At 43.6% G+C, this 16,321-nt stretch carries 21 protein-coding genes and 5 tRNA genes; 3 read left to right on the forward strand and 23 right to left on the reverse strand.

Annotated features, from left to right (window positions below; translation table 11 throughout):
* Positions 1–145: 145 nt before the first annotated feature.
* The 5 genes from RL70_RS10060 to RL70_RS10080 form a co-directional block, all read right to left on the reverse strand.
* Positions 146–220: transfer RNA gene (locus RL70_RS10060), tRNA-Gln, on the reverse strand.
* An 83-nt stretch (positions 221–303) separates the two neighbouring features.
* Positions 304–388 (reverse strand) — tRNA-Tyr (locus RL70_RS10065).
* Between the two features lie 67 nt (positions 389–455).
* Positions 456–530: transfer RNA gene (locus RL70_RS10070), tRNA-Glu, on the reverse strand.
* A gap of 43 nt (positions 531–573) precedes the next feature.
* Positions 574–649 (reverse strand) — tRNA-Thr (locus tag RL70_RS10075).
* Positions 650–663: 14 nt separating this feature from the next.
* A tRNA-Asn gene (locus RL70_RS10080) sits at positions 664–738 on the reverse strand.
* Positions 739–918: 180 nt separating this feature from the next.
* On the opposite strand from RL70_RS10080, the gene RL70_RS10085 reads away from it, so the two are divergent.
* On the forward strand, positions 919–1,581 hold the full coding sequence (locus RL70_RS10085; protein ID WP_039043286.1) for a hypothetical protein: 663 nt from the start codon (positions 919–921) through the stop codon (positions 1,579–1,581).
* Between the two features lie 44 nt (positions 1,582–1,625).
* Here RL70_RS10085 and RL70_RS10090 read toward each other — a convergent pair whose 3' ends face one another.
* Positions 1,626–2,303: a KinB-signaling pathway activation protein gene (locus tag RL70_RS10090; protein WP_039043287.1), complete on the reverse strand. Its 678-nt coding sequence runs from the start codon at positions 2,301–2,303 to the stop codon at positions 1,626–1,628.
* A gap of 139 nt (positions 2,304–2,442) precedes the next feature.
* Here RL70_RS10090 and gerD point away from each other — a divergent pair, with 139 nt between their 5' ends.
* Positions 2,443–3,042, forward strand: coding sequence for a spore germination lipoprotein GerD (gerD, locus tag RL70_RS10095; protein WP_039043288.1), 600 nt, complete (start codon positions 2,443–2,445; stop codon positions 3,040–3,042).
* 16 nt (positions 3,043–3,058) lie between these two features.
* On the opposite strand, the gene RL70_RS10100 is transcribed toward gerD, so the two are convergent.
* The 4 genes from RL70_RS10100 to RL70_RS10115 all read right to left on the reverse strand — a co-directional run bounded on the left by RL70_RS10100 (position 3,059) and on the right by RL70_RS10115 (position 6,215).
* Positions 3,059–4,117: an Mrp/NBP35 family ATP-binding protein gene (locus tag RL70_RS10100; protein ID WP_039043289.1), complete on the reverse strand. Its 1,059-nt coding sequence runs from the start codon at positions 4,115–4,117 to the stop codon at positions 3,059–3,061.
* A gap of 78 nt (positions 4,118–4,195) precedes the next feature.
* Positions 4,196–4,909, reverse strand: coding sequence for an N-acetylmuramoyl-L-alanine amidase (locus RL70_RS10105; RefSeq protein ID WP_039043290.1), 714 nt, complete (start codon positions 4,907–4,909; stop codon positions 4,196–4,198).
* 99 nt (positions 4,910–5,008) lie between these two features.
* Positions 5,009–5,305 (reverse strand): rhodanese-like domain-containing protein, encoded by a 297-nt coding sequence (locus RL70_RS10110; protein ID WP_039043291.1) that lies wholly within the window; start codon positions 5,303–5,305, stop codon positions 5,009–5,011.
* Between the two features lie 52 nt (positions 5,306–5,357).
* Entirely contained in the window at positions 5,358–6,215 is an 858-nt protein-coding gene (locus tag RL70_RS10115) for a mechanosensitive ion channel family protein (protein WP_039043292.1), read from the reverse strand.
* A gap of 250 nt (positions 6,216–6,465) precedes the next feature.
* Here RL70_RS10115 and hpaB point away from each other — a divergent pair, with 250 nt between their 5' ends.
* Positions 6,466–7,923, forward strand: a complete 1,458-nt coding sequence (gene hpaB, locus RL70_RS10120; RefSeq protein ID WP_039043293.1) for a 4-hydroxyphenylacetate 3-monooxygenase, oxygenase component — start codon at positions 6,466–6,468, stop codon at positions 7,921–7,923.
* A gap of 119 nt (positions 7,924–8,042) precedes the next feature.
* Here hpaB and rpsI read toward each other — a convergent pair whose 3' ends face one another.
* The 13 genes from rpsI to RL70_RS10180 form a co-directional block, all read right to left on the reverse strand.
* Positions 8,043–8,435, reverse strand: coding sequence for a 30S ribosomal protein S9 (gene rpsI, locus RL70_RS10125; protein WP_039043294.1), 393 nt, complete (start codon positions 8,433–8,435; stop codon positions 8,043–8,045).
* A gap of 19 nt (positions 8,436–8,454) precedes the next feature.
* A complete protein-coding gene (gene rplM, locus RL70_RS10130) occupies positions 8,455–8,892 on the reverse strand; it encodes a 50S ribosomal protein L13 (RefSeq protein ID WP_025783833.1) in 438 nt (145 codons plus the stop codon).
* A gap of 168 nt (positions 8,893–9,060) precedes the next feature.
* Positions 9,061–9,807 carry a tRNA pseudouridine(38-40) synthase TruA gene (truA, locus tag RL70_RS10135; protein ID WP_039043295.1) on the reverse strand — a complete coding sequence of 249 codons (747 nt, stop codon included), beginning with the start codon at positions 9,805–9,807 and terminating at the stop codon, positions 9,061–9,063.
* 12 nt (positions 9,808–9,819) lie between these two features.
* Positions 9,820–10,617, reverse strand: a complete 798-nt coding sequence (locus RL70_RS10140) for an energy-coupling factor transporter transmembrane protein EcfT (protein WP_039043296.1) — start codon at positions 10,615–10,617, stop codon at positions 9,820–9,822.
* Positions 10,614–11,486, reverse strand: coding sequence for an energy-coupling factor ABC transporter ATP-binding protein (locus tag RL70_RS10145; protein WP_039043297.1), 873 nt, complete (start codon positions 11,484–11,486; stop codon positions 10,614–10,616). Before RL70_RS10145 ends, RL70_RS10140 begins: the two co-directional genes overlap by 4 nt.
* Positions 11,462–12,307: an energy-coupling factor ABC transporter ATP-binding protein gene (locus RL70_RS10150; RefSeq protein WP_039043298.1), complete on the reverse strand. Its 846-nt coding sequence runs from the start codon at positions 12,305–12,307 to the stop codon at positions 11,462–11,464. Before RL70_RS10150 ends, RL70_RS10145 begins: the two co-directional genes overlap by 25 nt.
* A 272-nt stretch (positions 12,308–12,579) precedes the next feature.
* Positions 12,580–12,960, reverse strand: a complete 381-nt coding sequence (gene rplQ / locus RL70_RS10155) for a 50S ribosomal protein L17 (protein ID WP_025783838.1) — start codon at positions 12,958–12,960, stop codon at positions 12,580–12,582.
* 32 nt (positions 12,961–12,992) lie between these two features.
* Positions 12,993–13,937: a DNA-directed RNA polymerase subunit alpha gene (locus tag RL70_RS10160; protein ID WP_039043299.1), complete on the reverse strand. Its 945-nt coding sequence runs from the start codon at positions 13,935–13,937 to the stop codon at positions 12,993–12,995.
* Positions 13,938–14,069: 132 nt separating this feature from the next.
* Positions 14,070–14,459, reverse strand: coding sequence for a 30S ribosomal protein S11 (gene rpsK, locus RL70_RS10165; protein WP_039043300.1), 390 nt, complete (start codon positions 14,457–14,459; stop codon positions 14,070–14,072).
* Between the two features lie 24 nt (positions 14,460–14,483).
* Positions 14,484–14,849: a 30S ribosomal protein S13 gene (rpsM, locus tag RL70_RS10170; protein WP_039043301.1), complete on the reverse strand. Its 366-nt coding sequence runs from the start codon at positions 14,847–14,849 to the stop codon at positions 14,484–14,486.
* A 23-nt stretch (positions 14,850–14,872) separates the two neighbouring features.
* The gene (gene rpmJ, locus RL70_RS17565; protein ID WP_076758849.1) at positions 14,873–14,986 is read right to left on the reverse strand and encodes a 50S ribosomal protein L36; all 114 of its coding nucleotides are present in this window, start codon (positions 14,984–14,986) and stop codon (positions 14,873–14,875) included.
* 39 nt (positions 14,987–15,025) lie between these two features.
* Positions 15,026–15,244: a translation initiation factor IF-1 gene (infA, locus tag RL70_RS10175; protein ID WP_025783842.1), complete on the reverse strand. Its 219-nt coding sequence runs from the start codon at positions 15,242–15,244 to the stop codon at positions 15,026–15,028.
* Between the two features lie 421 nt (positions 15,245–15,665).
* Positions 15,666–16,319 carry an adenylate kinase gene (locus RL70_RS10180; protein ID WP_039043302.1) on the reverse strand — a complete coding sequence of 218 codons (654 nt, stop codon included), beginning with the start codon at positions 16,317–16,319 and terminating at the stop codon, positions 15,666–15,668.
* Positions 16,320–16,321: the final 2 nt, after the last annotated feature.

The raw sequence follows: 16,321 nt of genomic DNA on the forward strand, positions 1-16,321 counted from the left end.
AGGGACGAGGTCGTTCTATTTAAATTATCGGTTCGTTTTAATCACTTGTTAAAAGATCATTTTTTCTAATTATTTCAAGAGTTTTGTCATATAATAATTAGGATTTTCAATTACTTTGTATTGCTCCAAACAAAGTTTGAAAAATTGGCTGGGGTAGCTGGATTCGAACCAACGAGTGACGGAGTCAAAGTCCGTTGCCTTACCGCTTGGCTATACCCCAGTAATTAAAAAAATCGGCTCATCTCTGCGCCGGAGTACTACTAATTAAGATAACCATTATTATAAAAGACTATACATGGAAAATGGTGGTGGGGGACGGATTCGAACCGCCGAACCCGGAGGGAGCGGATTTACAGTCCGCCGCGTTTAGCCACTTCGCTACCCCACCATTGGTTAATTGTTAATAAGCGTGCATGGCGACATCGCTTATCTGCTATGTATTACTGGAACAAACATGGTGACCCCTACGGGATTCGAACCCGTGTTACCGCCGTGAAAGGGCGGTGTCTTAACCGCTTGACCAAGGGGCCATATTTTTCGCAAAACAGTCGCCAGCTGTTCAAAACAGATTACTGGAGCTTCCAACCGGATTCGAACCGGTGACCTCTTCCTTACCATGGAAGCACTCTACCTACTGAGCTATGGAAGCATAGGCATGGAAAATGGCTCCGCAGGTAGGACTCGAACCTACGACCGATCGGTTAACAGCCGATTGCTCTACCACTGAGCTACTGCGGAATAATAGTATTAGCTTTTATCGAACAACGAAAATTATACCACAACTTCAAAAGATAGCAATAGGTTTTTTTTATCGTGTTCTCTTCGTCTATTGACGACTTTTACATAATAGCATGTGGTGCGCATAACGGTCAAGCCTTCATCATAAAGTACAGTAAACATGTTGGAAAGGAGCTTTTTGTGCTAAAAAAGTTAGGTTGGATCATTATCATTTGTACGCTAATTCTCGTATTATGGCCCTCTTCCATCAAAACTCCGCAGATATTAAGTGTGTTCAAACTGACAGAGGAACCCGATGTTGTCGTTAGAGGCACATCCGGCTCAGCACTGACTTTGGATATTTCTTTTGGTGACTCCGCTCTTGAAAACTGGATTGCAGAGCTAGAAGCCCCTTATCCTTTGCTACTTGTAGATACTGCTTGGGCAATGCGCTTCCCGGACTCTGCTGAACTCATTCGCAAAAAGAATATTCCAGTTGCTCTTTTAGGTAAAGAAGGAGCCGCCTATGAAGAAGATTCTGCCCTCTTCACTAAGCAGCTAGAGGAATTCTCGATTCTATTCGAGAAAAAACCTCTTTGGTTCCGTACAAGCGATGAAGTCTTTCCAAAACTACTTCAAGAGTCCTTATGGAAGCATGAAATAAATGCTCTCGGTTCCACTTTGCGTTGGAAAGGTGGAAAACTCCCTCCCCATAAAAAAGGTGAAATATTGACTGCCGCCCTAGAGCGCAAAGGAAAAACAACATTGGATGATATTAATCGATTACTAGCCAGTCGTGAATTTCAATCCGTGGAAGATGTATTATTTGCGACAGATGTCAAAACCAAAAAGATTCCTGAATAACAAAAGACGCACATCTGGCGATTTTCGCTAGTGTGCGTCTTTTGTTATTTTGCATTTGCAGCTTTTTGTTTTCTACGCTCTGCTTTTCTTGCATCTAATTTTTGTTTGTCCTCGTCAGATTTCCGATTGTATTTGGGAAGCGCGAGGAGTTGATAGGAATTCACAGCGACAAGCGGGAATAGCATAATCGTCACCCATGTGTCGACTTCTCCATTGCGGACCATCAAAGCTGGTAACCATTCAAGAGTTGTTATGACAATCATGAAAAACAATGCGGAAATCAGGATATGTTTTTTTGTCCACTGCGCTTTGAACCAAGCCGTTACTGCAGCAGTTCCTACAAGTATCCCTAGCAACACCATATAGAGAACAGTCCGTCCTGCATCATCCGAAGTCAGACGGAATCTGAAAAAGACTAAGTCAAAGAGAACGACGACGATCAACAGTAGTTGTACCCAATTCCAGAGTGTCAACGTTCTAAACAAATTGACTCCGAACTGGTGGATGGTTAAATAAGCGAAGAAGCCCATTTGTGCGATAACACTCATCGTAAATCCTAGAAATACCATCCATAAAAAAGCACCTAAAAACTGGACATATTCTCCGGTTGATAAGTATGAGTAAAAAAAATCCCAACGAACAATCAGTCCGACAAGTCCAGTAATAGCGCCACCTAAAAGTAGAGCCCGTATGAAAAATTTAATCCAATTTCGTATAGTCACAGCAGCGTTCCTCCGTTTTGATTACTGATTCTAGTGTAACAGCGATTTATCGAAAAATCTATTTCATTCAACAGTCTTTGCATAATATGCGCAAAGTTGTGAACAATAATTGAAAAGTCAGTGGAGGGATTTCAAATTCATGAGAAAATTAGCAATGTGTCTGCTCCCTGTCCTATTCGTCTTATCCGCATGTAGCAACGCACAAAACGCAACACCTTCTTACGATGAAACGAAAAAGATGATGACTGATGCGATACAAACCGAGGAAGGGAAAAAAGCGATCAGGCAGTTGCTGACGGAAGAAGAATTCAGAAAACAGCTTGTCCTTGAACAACCCGAAGTAACTACCGCCATCGAATCGACGTTGCTTTCAAAAGAGGGGAAAGATTTTTGGAAAGAAACGTTCGATGATCCGAAGTTTCAAAAAACAATCGCATCCAGTATGAAGGATCAGCAGCAAGAAATTATGAAAGCCTTGATGAACGATGCGTCATTCCAAAAAGAGCTTGAAGAGTTCTTTGGAACCCCCGATATGCAAAAACAGTTAGAAAATATCTTGCACTCCGGCTCTTTGAAAAAGGAATTCGAAAAAGCGATTGAAGAAACGATTAGCAGTCCCTTGCTCCAAGCAAAGTGGCAAGAACTCATTTTGCAGGCAGGAGAAGTAAAGCCAGTTGAAAAAGACGATAAGAAGAAGAAAAAAGAAGATGACAAAGAAGAAAGCGGAGGGGGACAGTAGCCCACTCCGCTTTTACTTATTTCTGGATTTTATCCACAACGTTTTGAGCGATTTCTAAGTAAATCTTTCCAATTGGATGGTCAGCTGCGTAAACAGATGGCGCGAAGTCCTCTTCATCCCAATCCGGCTGCCCTAGTGGAATTTGTCCAAGCAATTCTGTACGAAGTTCCTCAGCAAGCCGCTTTCCGCCACCAGAACCGAAAACAAACTCCTTTTCACCCGTTTGTTTGGACTCGAACCAAGACATGTTTTCAATAACTCCTAGCAACGCGTGATCTGTTTGCAACGCCATTGCACCCGCACGAGCAGCAACGAACGCAGCTGTTGGATGTGGTGTTGTCACAACGATTTCTTTAGAGGCTGGAATCATCTGATGAATATCGAGCGCAACATCACCAGTACCCGGTGGTAAGTCGAGTATCATATAATCCAATTCTCCCCATTCCACGTCTCTGAAAAATTGGTCGAGGACTTTACCAAGCATCGGTCCACGCCAAACGACAGGTGCATTATCTTCAACAAAGAAGCCCATTGAAATGACCTTAACACCTTTACGTTCAACAGGAATAATCCGATCTCCGCGAATTACAGGTGATTCTGTAACCCCCATCATATCCGGAACACTAAAACCGTAAATATCTGAGTCAATCAGCCCTACTTTTTTACCAAGACGAGCAAGACCAACTGCTAAGTTAACTGAAACTGTCGACTTCCCGACTCCACCTTTACCTGACGCAATAGAGATGAACGTCACGTCATTGATAGGAGATAGTAAGTCTTGGGCTTCTGCAGCTGTCGCAGTTCCACGGAATTTCTCTAATGTCTCTTGGGGCAATTCTTCAAATCGAATTCCAACCGAGTCAGCACCCGTAGCCTTCAGAACCTCGACAACTTTCGATTGAAGGGTCATTTGCTCAGCTGTGTTCACTTTAGCAATTGCCAATTTCACACTCACATGCGCTTTTTCAGGCTTGATGGTAATGCCGACGATCCCATCTGTTTCTGCCAAAGTTTTATGTAAAAAAGGATCGCTCATACCACCAAGTAATTCACGTACTGTTTCTTCATTTATCACAACGGAACACTCCTTAGAGTTTAGTACATTCACCCTAAGTATATCATAGTCCGTCTTTCGAGTAAGGCGATGCGCTTATCACTTCTGTTCCATTAGCTGATGTTTGACAACACCCTCGACAATCGCATCCGCAACTTTTTTCCGATAATTAGCATCAGCCAGCAATTTATGCTCTTCAGGATTTGAAATGAACCCTGTTTCAACGATTACAGAAGGAACTTGAATATTCTTCAGTAAGTATATACCTTTAATCTTCATTGCTTCACGATCCGTATTCTTTAATTGGTCTTTAAACGCACTCTGGATCGATTTTGCGAGTGCTTCTCCACCTTCATGTCCTTCAGGGTGGTAAAAAACCTGTGCCCCTCTCCATTGCGTCTGTGGGATCGCATTCACATGGACACTCAGAAACAAATCTGGTTCTTCAGTTTCGGCAATCTTAACGCGCATCTTAAGATCTTCGAATTTGCGTTCTCGCATCGATGAGAATTCTTTATCTGGCGCATGCTCAGCAATGGCATCCCCAGGTTTTGTACGCGTCATTACGACAGTAGCTCCTTTTTGTTTCAACTTCTTCTCTACTTCTTTTGTAATAGCAAGATTGACATCACTTTCAATGAGCTCTTTAGTAGAAGCGCCACCATCTTCTCCTCCATGCCCTGCATCCAGCAGCACTTTGACGCCCGCTAGTTCAGCAGGCATGAAAAATGCACGATCCGAAGCATTTACTCCATACCAGACAACGCTTAAAGAACAAACTAATAGTAAGCCAATAATTATCACACGCTTCATATGACACCGCCTTTTTCATCCACTATACGCGCGAGCGGTTTCTAATATGACCAAGCATAGAAAAGACGCCTTCCTTTGGAAGACGTCTGCATCAGTTACTTATTCGATTGGGCCTTGCCAGCTAAGCATACCGCCCGTCATATTGGTTACATCATATCCTTGTTGTTCTAAAAACTGCGCTGCACGACCGCTTCTTCCGCCCGAGCGACAAATAATTGTATACGGCTTTGTTTTGTCGAGTTCTTCTAATCGAGCTGGAATTTCACCAAGTGGAATGTGGATTGCACCAATAATTTTACCCGTCGCAATTTCATCCACTTCCCGAACGTCAACCATGTTAATGTGCTGACCGTCTTCTAACAACGTTTCCAATTCACTCGCTGTAATTTCTTTCATCATGTACGCCTCCTGTACGCTTGCCTTGCTATGGGTATCATATACGTTCCACTCAATCGCGTCCATTGCTTTCGCCTAGTTGCTCTTGCTGATGAATCACTTGATAGTTCAGTGGAAGTTCGATATTTGCTTCATCGAATGCTACCTTGATGGCCTTCAAAAGGTCTCGCTCACATTCCCATTGCAATCCATTTTCAACTTGACCAATCACACGAAGGACGACGTTTGTACCATCTATACTTTGCACTCCAATCGCATGTGGGCCGTCTTTAAAACGTTCGTCGCGCTGGAAGGTCTCACAAATCCGCTCCAACACACCAATCGCTTGGTCGACATCGTTGTAATAGCTAATCCCAACATCGACTAGTGCTCGCATATTGCCACGTGTATGGTTTGCTACATTTTCAATGATGCGGTTCGGTAAGTAATTGAGAGTCCCGTCAAACGCCCGTACTTTCGTCGTGCGTAAACCGATCTCTTCCACAACCCCGTCAATGCCCGCCACCGTTACATAATCATCCACTTCCATCTGTTGCTCCAGAAGGATGAAGAACCCGGTCACGACGTCACTCACAAGCCCTTGTGCACCGAATCCTATGGCAAGTCCAACAACACCAGCACCTGCAATAAGAGGGCCAATGCTAACACCGAAAAGGGATAGCACGGTGCCAATAAAAATGAAGATCATTACATAAGAAAAAATATTCAAAAGTAATTTATCGAGCGTCTTAATGCGACCTGGTTTTGTCTTTCTAGTCAGGGACATCTTCTGAATGGTCGCACTGATCATTTTTTTACCTAAAGGAACCGCAATAGAAAAAGCCGCAATGATGACGACAAGCTTGATAACAATTTTAATTAGTTTATCAAAATCAATATCTAGAGGAATATGAAAACCGAATATGTCCATTTTAAATAAGAAACCTCACTTTCATGCTGTTGCATTAAAATAGCATAACTCATATGAAAACTCATTTTCAAGCAATCCGGTGCCCAGTTAACAAGTCAGAAAATTACTTTCAACTTCGATCTTTCACACGTATAGGCAAATGTCCGTGACGATTTTGAATTCATCTTCTTACAAGTTAAATCTTTTTATGTAATCACATTTCATAGGTAATTAATAGACTATATTAAACACCGAAAGTAGGAGGAGTTCTATGGGAGCAAAAAACGGGCAGGAATTCATTAGTCGTATCAATCAATTGAAACCGGAAATATGGCTGGATGGCCATCCGTTGAAGGTACCTATTTCCGAGTGTCCAGAGTTTCGAGGACTGTTAAAAACAAAAGCTTCTTTATATGACTATCAAATATTACGTGAAAATAAGTCTGTGATGACATACGATTCTCCTACATCTGGTGAACAAGTAGGGATTTCTTTTTTACAACCAACAACAAAAGAGGACTTAAAAAAGCGCAGGACTATGATCGAGAAATGGGCGCGCCAGACTTGTGGACTGATGGGCAGAAGTCCAGACTACTTAAATACGGTACTTATGAGTTTTGCAAGCTCCTCATACTTTCTAGAAGGAAAAGAAAATTGCTTCCCCCATCACGTTCAATCTGCATATGAACGGGCGCGAGAACAGGATTTGACGTTTACCCATACATTCATTAACCCCCAGGTAAATCGAGCACCTATATACTTCGAGTCTTCCGATGAACCCATCTCCGCAAGAATCGTGGATACTACAAAAGACGGCCTCGTTATTAAGGGTGCGAAATTGCTTGCAACACAAGGCGGACTGACGGATGAAATCCTTGTATTCAGTGCACCAAAATTACTCCCAGACCCAGATGAAGCCTTTGCGTTCACACTTCCTTCAGATGCTGAAGGAGTGCGTTTCATCTGCAGGGAATCTTTCGCAGGCACTGACTCCACATTTAATTATCCACTGAGCTCTCGATTTGAAGAGATGGACTCGATTGTCGTGTTCGATAACGTACTCGTCCCATGGGAGCGTGTTTTCTTCTATCACAATACAGAAGTGGCTTCTCAATTCTTCGCAACCAGTTCCTTTCATCCATACACACTCCATCAAGTCATTACACGTCAAGTTGTCAAAACCGAATTCATGCTAAGTGTTGCAAAACTCCTTGTAGAAACGATAAATGTAGGCGAGTATTCGCACATCCAAGGAAAATTATCAGAAATTATCGTTAGTTTAGAAACGATGAAAGCATTGTTGGATAAATCCGAGCAGGATGCGACACTCGACCAATGGGGGTATATGCGACCTAGTATGGTTCCACTCCAGGTGGCAAGTAACATCTTTCCGATAGTCTATCCCCGCTTCAGTGAAATCATTCAGCTAATAGGAGCTAGTGGGATGGTGACCATTCCTACCGAAAAGGCGTTTCAATCCGAGATACAGCAGGACCTAGTCCAGTATTTGCAAGGAGCTACTAAAAATGCAGAAGACCGAGTGAAAATCTTCAGACTCGCATGGGATTTGACGATGAGTTCTTTCGGTACAAGACAAACCCAATATGAACGCTACTTCTTTGGAGATCCCATTCGTCTGGCTAGTCAATTGTACCGCTCCTACCCATCAACTAGAGGGTTTTCCATGATTGAGTCTTTGCTAGGGCCTTTAGATGGTTGTCAGGGATAATCATGTCACCAATGAACGACTGTCCTGAAGACAAAATCCAATCCGCTTATCTGGGTCTAATTTTCCCCAAACAAAAACAGCCCATCCCGGTAAAGGAATGGACTGTGAATAGTTGATGATTAACGCTTCGAGAACTGTGGTGCACGACGAGCGCCGCGAAGACCTGGCTTCTTACGTTCTTTCATACGTGGGTCACGTGTAAGTAGACCTGCAGCCTTTAGAGCTGGACGGAAATCAGGATCTACTGTTAACAATGCACGAGCTACTCCGTGACGGATTGCTCCTGCTTGTCCTGTGTATCCTCCACCGTTCACGTTTACGTGAATATCGTAGCTTCCAAGTGTACCAGTAGTTACAAGTGGTTGCTTAATGATTTCGCGAAGTGTTTCGAATGGTACGTATTCTTCTGCATCACGTTTGTTGATGATGATTTTACCTTCACCAGGAACTAAACGTACACGAGCTGTTGAACTTTTACGTCGGCCAGTGCCGATATATTGTACTTGTGCCAAAAGTGTTTCCTCCTCTTAATTACCCGCGAAGCTCAAATGCTTCAGGTTTTTGTGCTGCATGAGTGTGCTCTGCTCCAGCGAAAACGTGAAGCTTTTTAGCTGTTTGACGACCAAGTGGACCTTTTGGAAGCATTCCCTTGATAGCTAGTTCAAGCATTTTCGTTGAATAGTTTGTGCGCATTTCAAGCGCTGTACGAGACTTAAGGCTACCAGTGTAACCTGAGTGACGGTAATATTTCTTGTCTTTCAATTTGTTACCTGTAAGTTGAATCTTTTCAGCATTGATGATGATCACGTGGTCACCAGTATCAACGTTTGGTGTGAATGTCGGTTTATGTTTACCGCGAAGCAATGTAGCGACTTCTGAAGCAAGACGTCCAAGCGTTTGGCCTTCAGCGTCTACTAGGAGCCATTTTCGCTCTACTTCGTGGCCTTTAGCCATGAATGTTGTACGCATAGTTTCATATCCTCCTAAATGAATATCAGTCTGTTCCGTTTTCTCTATCCCTAAACACAAATAAACTTTCGGGGCTTTTTGTGGGGTTATTGAAATACCAAATATTATCTTACCGGTTATCGTCTAGAAAGTCAAGCAGTTTTCATAAAAACACCTGGAAAAGTTGCTTTACTCTACATACGTAACACTCATCAAATACAAACCGTGTGCTGGTGCGGTTTTGCCGGCACGTTTGCGGTCACGGGCCTCTAGGATTTCAGCCACTTTGTGTGGCTCGTCCCACCCGATACCAACCGCATAAAGGACACCTGCAATAGTGCGCACCATGTTATATAAAAAGCCGTCTCCTTCGATGGTTAAAATGAGATCATCGCCTTTTTCTTCGATTTCAAGCATACGAATTGTTCGAACCTTGTTTGACGTTGCTGTTTGGGATGAACAAAAGCTCGTGAAGTCATGCTTGCCAAGTAAATGGACCGCACCTTCTTGCATCCGTTTAAGATCCGGGTTCCATTTCCCTAAGTGAACGGAATAATTGCGGTCAAATGGACTTTGGATGGGTTTCCTCGTCCAGCGATATTGATACGTTTTTCCTTTTGCGGAATAACGAGCATGAAAATCCTCACTTACAGGTTGGGCAGAAAGGATACGGATATCTTTAGGCAGCAAAACATTCAATGCCATTAGCCAACTAGCTTCAGTCAGCTTGAGGGGCGTGTCAAAATGAATTACTTGTCCCCATGCATGCACCCCAGCATCCGTTCTCCCACTTGCCACGCTATGAATCGAATCATCCTTATGCATCTTACGAAGAGCTTTGTCAATATCCGACTGCACCGTTCGCATTTTAGGTTGAGATTGGTAGCCAGAAAATTGAGTACCGTCATATGCAACCGTCGCTTTTATACGCATCATGCGTGTCCTCCTTTACCCTCTGAAATACAGCATGATGGCTGAGAGTACACCTAACAAAACAAGAACCATTGTGTCGCTCGTTTGCCACTGCAGCTTCCTAAACCGTGTACGACCTTCTCCTCCACGATAACCACGTACTTCCATTGCAACCGCAAGATCTTCAGCACGCTTGAACGCACTTACAAACAACGGAACGAGTAATGGAATCACTGCTTTTACACGTTGCTGAATACTTCCCGAACTAATATCCGATCCCCGTGCGAGTTGAGCTTTCAAGATCTTATCGGTTTCATCCATTAATGTCGGGATGAATCTCAAAGCGATTGACATCATCATGGCCAGCTCATGCACTGGGAGTTTAAATCGTTTCAACGGATTCAGCAAAGTCTCCACACCATCAGTAATCGAAATTGGCGAAGTCGTCAGTGTGAGTACGGTCGTCATCAATACTAAAATTAAAAATCGTAACGAAATGTAAATACCTTGGCGTAATCCTTCTTCATAAATCGTGATGAACTTCCACTGGAAGAGGATATCCCCTTCACGCGTGAGAAATAAATGCATTAGGAGCGTAAAGACAACGAGAAATAGAATTGGTTTGAGTCCACCTAGCAAAAATGGAATTCGGATTCTTGACAGAAGAATAACGAACACTGTAAACGCAAGTAAAATTGCATAAGTCGCTGTATTATTCGCTAGGAAAACTGCGAAGATGAACAAAAATATGAAAATGAGCTTGGATCTTGGGTCCAGGCGATGCGTAATCGAATCCCCTGGTAAATAACGTCCGAAAATCATCTTCTCCATCATTTCGGCTCACCTGCTTCTTTAGCAAGCGCTGCAATCATTTCAGCAAGCTGCTCTTCCGTAAGGGCAGCTTTCGGGAGCTGTTGATGAACCAATCGCTCGAAGTCTCTCTGAAACCGCACTGAACGAGGCAATTCCAAACGATATGCTGCAAGCTGTGCCGCATCCGTCAAGACCTCTTCAGGCGGCCCTGCAAGCACCGCATGACCTTCATGCATTACGATGACATGCTCTGCATAGCGGGCAGCATCTTCCATGCTGTGGGTAACCAAAATCGTAGTCAGCCCCTCTTCTTTGTGGAACCTTTCAAACATCTCCATAATTTCACGGCGCCCTTGCGGATCAAGACCCGCAGTCGGTTCGTCTAAAATTAATACGGATGGTTTAAACGCTAGCACACCCGCAATCGCAACCCGTCTCATCTGACCACCTGAAAGTTCAAACGGTGACTTATTCGCAACGTCAGCCGGCAAGCCCAGCATCTCGATTAATTCGTGTGCCCGCATTCTAGCTTCCTCTTCAGGGATTCCAAAGTTTAACGGACCGAACATAATATCTTTTTCCACAGTCTCCTCGAACAACTGATGCTCAGGAAACTGGAAGACGATTCCAACATCCCGTCGTACGCTTCGCAGTGCCTTCCCTTTTGTTTCAGATGTAATGAGGGTGTCACCAACTCGTACCGTGCCTTCAGTTGGTTTTAACAAACCATTCAAATGCAACAACAAGGTAGATTTTCCTGAACCGGTATGACCAATCACCGCTGTATAAGACCCCGTTTTAATCGAAGCATTGATATTATGTAGTGCTTTTTTCTCGAAAGGAGTATTCGGTGCATACGCAAAATTTACTTGCTGAAATGTGATGTCCATAACTCGTTCACCAACTCTTTTTCTGACATATGGTCGCCTACTAACGGTAGTCCTGCATTCCGCAATAACTGTGAAAGACGAAGAGCAAATGGCAAATCGAGTCCATGCTCTTGAAGTTTACTTCCTTGTTCAAAGATAGAGGTCGGTGTCCCGGAAGCAGCAAGCTTCCCTTTGTTCATGACGAAAACACGATCTGCTAAAAGGACTTCTTCCAAGTCATGTGTAATTGAAATGACAGTAAGTCCAGTTGTACGCCGTAACGTAGTAATCAGCTCAATAACTTCACTGCGACCTTGAGGGTCTAACATTGATGTCGCTTCATCTAATATTAAAACCGTAGGATTCATCGCAAGTGCTCCTGCAATAGCAACACGCTGTTTTTGCCCTCCTGATAAGTGGTGGGGTTCATGACTGTGATACGATGACATCCCCACGTCAGAGAGCGCTTGTTTTACACGAGTTTGCATTTCATCGTAAGTGACTCCATTGTTCTCTAATGCAAATGCAACATCATCTTGAACTGTTGCACCTACGAACTGATTATCCGGATTTTGAAACACAACGCCGAGCTGTGATCGGACATCCCATAGATTATCTTCCGTCAATGGATCCAAGAAGACATTTACGGTTCCGTTAGCAGGAAAGAGTAGCCCGATCATCAGCTTAGCAAGCGTCGATTTACCTGAACCGTTATGTCCGACAATCGATACCCACTCTCCGTCACGGACCGTGAAGGAGACGTCTTGAACGGCTTGTACGAAAACATCTTCTTCTGTTTCATAAGCAAATGATACACCGTCCAACGACAAAACTTCCTTCATACACGACCGCCTCTTTTCTTGTGAACTTATGTATGTATAACTAGAAATCCTAAAAGATTTCTATAAATAAAAAAAGCGCGCATCTCATCCGAAGAATGCGCAGCAAAATGTTTCGATGCCGGGTGCTCAAGCCGTCATCGCGGATGAGATGCGTAGAGCTAGACCAATCAGAAACGATGTCTGTCGATCATAACACTCAGCTTTTCATATTGTCGTATAAATCATTATGTGGAAAGAGGGTGTGGCTGTCGCCAGTCACACCCCCAAGTTCCTTACACGAGTTCGATGACTACAACAGGTGCTCCGTCTCCACGGCGCGGTCCCATCTTCATGATTCGTGTGTATCCGCCCTGGCGTTCTGCATAGCGCGGTGCAACATCGTCAAACAATTTTTGAATGGCAAATGTCTTAGTTTCTTTACCTTCATCATCAGTACCAAGAATTACTTCACGGCGGATGAATTCAGCTACCTGACGGCGTGCATGCAAGTCCCCACGCTTACCAAGTGTGATCATTTTTTCAACAACTGAACGAAGCTCTTTCGCACGTGCTTCCGTTGTTTGGATGCGTTCGTGGATGATTAGGTCTGTTGCCAGGTCCCGTAGCATCGCTTTACGCTGTGAACTTGTGCGTCCAAGTTTTCTGTAACCCATAGAAGATTCCCTCCTTCAATCTAATTCTGCTTTCAATCTTCAGAGCGTAATCCTAGATTCAACTCTTCCAACTTCAGCTTTACTTCTTCAAGTGATTTTCGGCCAAGATTACGCACTTTCATCATTTCGTCCTCGGACTTGTTAGCAAGTTCCATAACGGTATTGATGCCTGCACGCTTCAGGCAGTTGTAAGAACGAACAGAAAGATCTAATTCTTCGATAGTCATCTCAAGAACTTTTTCTTTTTGGTCTTCTTCTTTTTCTACCATAATCTCTGCAGTTTGTGCTTCGTCTGTCATACCGACAAAAATATTTAAATGTTCCGTAAGGATTTTAGCACCCAGCGAAACAGATTCTTTAGGACCAATACTACCATCTGTCCAAACATCTAGTGTTAACTTATCAAAGTTTGTACTTTGACCAACCCGAGTATTTTCAACTTGGAAGTTTACACGAGATACCGGTGTGTAGATAGAATCGATTGGAATTACACCAATCGCAAGGTCATCACGTTTGTTTTGTACCGAAGGAGCATAGCCTCTTCCTCGTACTGCATACATGCGCATACGGAGGTGACCATTTTTCCCAAGTGTCGCAATTTGAAGATTCGGATTCAATACTTCTACATCACTATCATGAGTAATGTCAGCAGCAGTTACCTTACCTTCGCCTTTAACATCTATTTCAATAACTTTCTCGTCATCAGAATAGATTTTAAGAGCTAATTGTTTCACGTTTAGAATAATAGTCGCTACGTCTTCTACGACACCTTCGACTGTTGAGAACTCATGAAGAACGCCATCGATTTGAATCGATGTTACGGCAGCTCCAGGCAGAGAAGACAACAAGACGCGGCGTAATGAATTCCCTAAAGTATTTCCATACCCTCGTTCCAATGGTTCGATAACAAACTTACCAAACATGGAATCATCAGCAACCATAACGGTTTCAATCTTCGGTTTCTCAATCTCGATCATTCATTTACCCTCCTTCAAAACGTGTGTGTGGGTCGTTCCTTATTGAAATCGATTTTTATAGACAGCAAAATGCAATCGCACAATTCATTCTTACCAAAAATTGTGTTTCTCAATCAATTGGAATAGAAACCATTAAACACGACGACGTTTTGGAGGACGGCATCCGTTGTGCGGAACAGGCGTTACGTCACGGATTGCTGTGACCTCAAGACCAGCAGCTTGTAGTGAACGAATCGCAGCTTCACGACCAGCACCAGGACCTTTAACAGTAACTTCCAAAGTTTTAAGACCGTGTTCCATTGAAGATTTCGCAGCTGTTTCTGCAGCCATTTGAGCCGCAAAAGGAGTCGATTTACGTGATCCGCGGAAACCAAGTGCACCAGCACTAGACCATGAAATTGCGTTTCCGTGAGTGTCAGTAATCGTTACGATTGTATTGTTGAACGTCGAGCGGATATGTGCAATACCGGATTCAATATTCTTTTTTACACGACGTTTACGAGTTTGTTGTTTACGTGCCATGTTCGAAAATACCTCCTTTACCTATTATTTCTTTTTGTTTGCAACAGTCCGCTTAGGACCTTTACGTGTACGTGCATTGTTTTTTGTGTTTTGTCCGCGTACAGGCAATCCACGACGGTGACGGATTCCACGGAAGCTTCCGATTTCCATCAAACGTTTGATGTTAAGAGAAGTTTCACGGCGAAGATCCCCTTCTACTTTCAATGCATCTAATTGTTCACGGATTTTGTCGAGTTCCGCATCAGTTAAATCACGAACGCGTGTCTCTTCTGAAACGTCAGCTGCAGCAAGAACTTTCTGTGCTGTCGTTTTCCCAATTCCGTAGATGTAAGTCAATGAAATTACAACGCGCTTATCGCGCGGTACGTCTACACCAGCAATACGTGCCATATAGGTTGCGCACCTCCTTTATATTATCCTTGACGCTGTTTGTGCTTTGGATTTTCACAGATTACCATTACTCGGCCGCGTCTGCGAATAACTTTGCATTTTTCGCAGATCGGTTTTACAGATGGTCTTACTTTCATCTTACCCAACCTCCTTCATTAGTCCGGAGTTGCAAAATTTTATTTGAAACGGTATGTGATGCGACCACGTGTTAAGTCATAAGGCGACAATTCGATTGTCACTTTATCACCAGGCAAAATGCGGATGAAGTGCATACGGATTTTACCGGATACATGTGCAAGCACAGTATGTCCGTTTTCCAATTCCACTTTGAACATCGCATTCGGCAACGTATCTATTACAGTACCTTCAATTTCGATTACGTCATCTTTCGCCATCAGCTCAGTCTCCCTTCTATATCCTATAAAGGCCCTCACCTTCCGAGCGGCATCAGTCGCTTTACAAGCTTCTTCAACATATGTCCGGTATGCGCGAGTGATGTTCGAAAAGACGCAAATCACAATTCATGCCAGTTTGCCGGTCCCGAAATGTTGTTTGGAACTTCAAATCGGATCAAACATCACCGACAGTGCGCTTCTGATCTGTGTGCCCTAGGACAACAAACCCACTCACAACAACACATTATACTCCGAAGAGCTATAAAATGCATTCATGAAGTACCGAGCGTTTAACTGCCGACTGTTACCAATTTCCACTTAGCATCAACTGCTTTTGCAGCTCAATCTAATCAATTGCTCCTTCCGTACAGCAGAACGCTGCCGGACGTGATGCCCTGACGTCTGCATGCTTCGGAAAGGCTTAGTGAACCTGTGCAGTTAACACAGTATCCACGTCGTGAAATACGTCATTAATGTCTTGCTGACCATCAATGTTTGTCAGCACGCCTTTTCCATCGTAAAACGACAGCAGCGGTGCAGATTGTTTCATATTTACTTCCAGACGGTTTGTGACAGTTTCCGGATTGTCATCAGCTCTTTGATAGAGTTCGCCTCCGTCTTTATCACATACGCCTTCAACCTTTGGCGGGTTGAATTCGAGGTGGTAAGACGTTCCGCAAACTTTACAGATCCGGCGACCCGTCAGCCGAGCAACAAGGAGTTCTTTGTCTACCTGGATGTTGAGTGCATGTTCGATTTTCCGAGACATTCCCTCAAGTATGCCGTCAAGCGCTTCCGCTTGAGGGACAGTACGTGGGAAACCATCTAATAGAAAACCGTTATCACAGTCAGGTTTGCGAAGACGCTCACTGACAATACCAATCGTAACTTCATCAGGAACAAGTGCTCCCTGATCCATATACGATTTAGCTTTGACTCCAAGTTCCGTGCCTTCTTGTATTGCAGCACGGAACATATCGCCTGTAGAAATATGAGGGATTCCGTACTTTTCGACAATTTTGTCGGCCTGAGTTCCTTTACCGGCACCAGGCAGACCCATTAATACGATGTTCATAC

The organism is Sporosarcina sp. ZBG7A (assembly GCF_000813425.1).
Lineage (GTDB): Bacteria > Bacillota > Bacilli > Bacillales_A > Planococcaceae > Sporosarcina.

Bases quoted from the DNA above. Each gene is read 5' to 3' on its own strand.
- gerD (WP_039043288.1), top strand. From the start codon at position 2,443: ATGAGAAAATTAGCAATGTGTCTGCTCCCTGTCCTATTCGTCTTATCC.
- RL70_RS10105 (WP_039043290.1), bottom strand. From the start codon at position 4,909: ATGAAGCGTGTGATAATTATTGGCTTACTATTAGTTTGTTCTTTAAGC.
- RL70_RS10110 (WP_039043291.1), bottom strand. From the start codon at position 5,305: ATGAAAGAAATTACAGCGAGTGAATTGGAAACGTTGTTAGAAGACGGT.
- RL70_RS10115 (WP_039043292.1), bottom strand. From the start codon at position 6,215: ATGGACATATTCGGTTTTCATATTCCTCTAGATATTGATTTTGATAAA.
- hpaB (WP_039043293.1), top strand. From the start codon at position 6,466: ATGGGAGCAAAAAACGGGCAGGAATTCATTAGTCGTATCAATCAATTG.
- rplM (WP_025783833.1), bottom strand. From the start codon at position 8,892: ATGCGTACAACATTCATGGCTAAAGGCCACGAAGTAGAGCGAAAATGG.
- truA (WP_039043295.1), bottom strand. From the start codon at position 9,807: ATGATGCGTATAAAAGCGACGGTTGCATATGACGGTACTCAATTTTCT.
- RL70_RS10140 (WP_039043296.1), bottom strand. From the start codon at position 10,617: ATGATGGAGAAGATGATTTTCGGACGTTATTTACCAGGGGATTCGATT.
- RL70_RS10145 (WP_039043297.1), bottom strand. From the start codon at position 11,486: ATGGACATCACATTTCAGCAAGTAAATTTTGCGTATGCACCGAATACT.
- RL70_RS10150 (WP_039043298.1), bottom strand. From the start codon at position 12,307: ATGAAGGAAGTTTTGTCGTTGGACGGTGTATCATTTGCTTATGAAACA.
- rplQ (WP_025783838.1), bottom strand. From the start codon at position 12,960: ATGGGTTACAGAAAACTTGGACGCACAAGTTCACAGCGTAAAGCGATG.
- RL70_RS10160 (WP_039043299.1), bottom strand. From the start codon at position 13,937: ATGATCGAGATTGAGAAACCGAAGATTGAAACCGTTATGGTTGCTGAT.
- rpsK (WP_039043300.1), bottom strand. From the start codon at position 14,459: ATGGCACGTAAACAACAAACTCGTAAACGTCGTGTAAAAAAGAATATT.
- rpsM (WP_039043301.1), bottom strand. From the start codon at position 14,849: ATGGCACGTATTGCTGGTGTAGACGTACCGCGCGATAAGCGCGTTGTA.
- rpmJ (WP_076758849.1), bottom strand. From the start codon at position 14,986: ATGAAAGTAAGACCATCTGTAAAACCGATCTGCGAAAAATGCAAAGTT.
- infA (WP_025783842.1), bottom strand. From the start codon at position 15,244: ATGGCGAAAGATGACGTAATCGAAATTGAAGGTACTGTAATAGATACG.
- RL70_RS10180 (WP_039043302.1), bottom strand. From the start codon at position 16,319: ATGAACATCGTATTAATGGGTCTGCCTGGTGCCGGTAAAGGAACTCAG.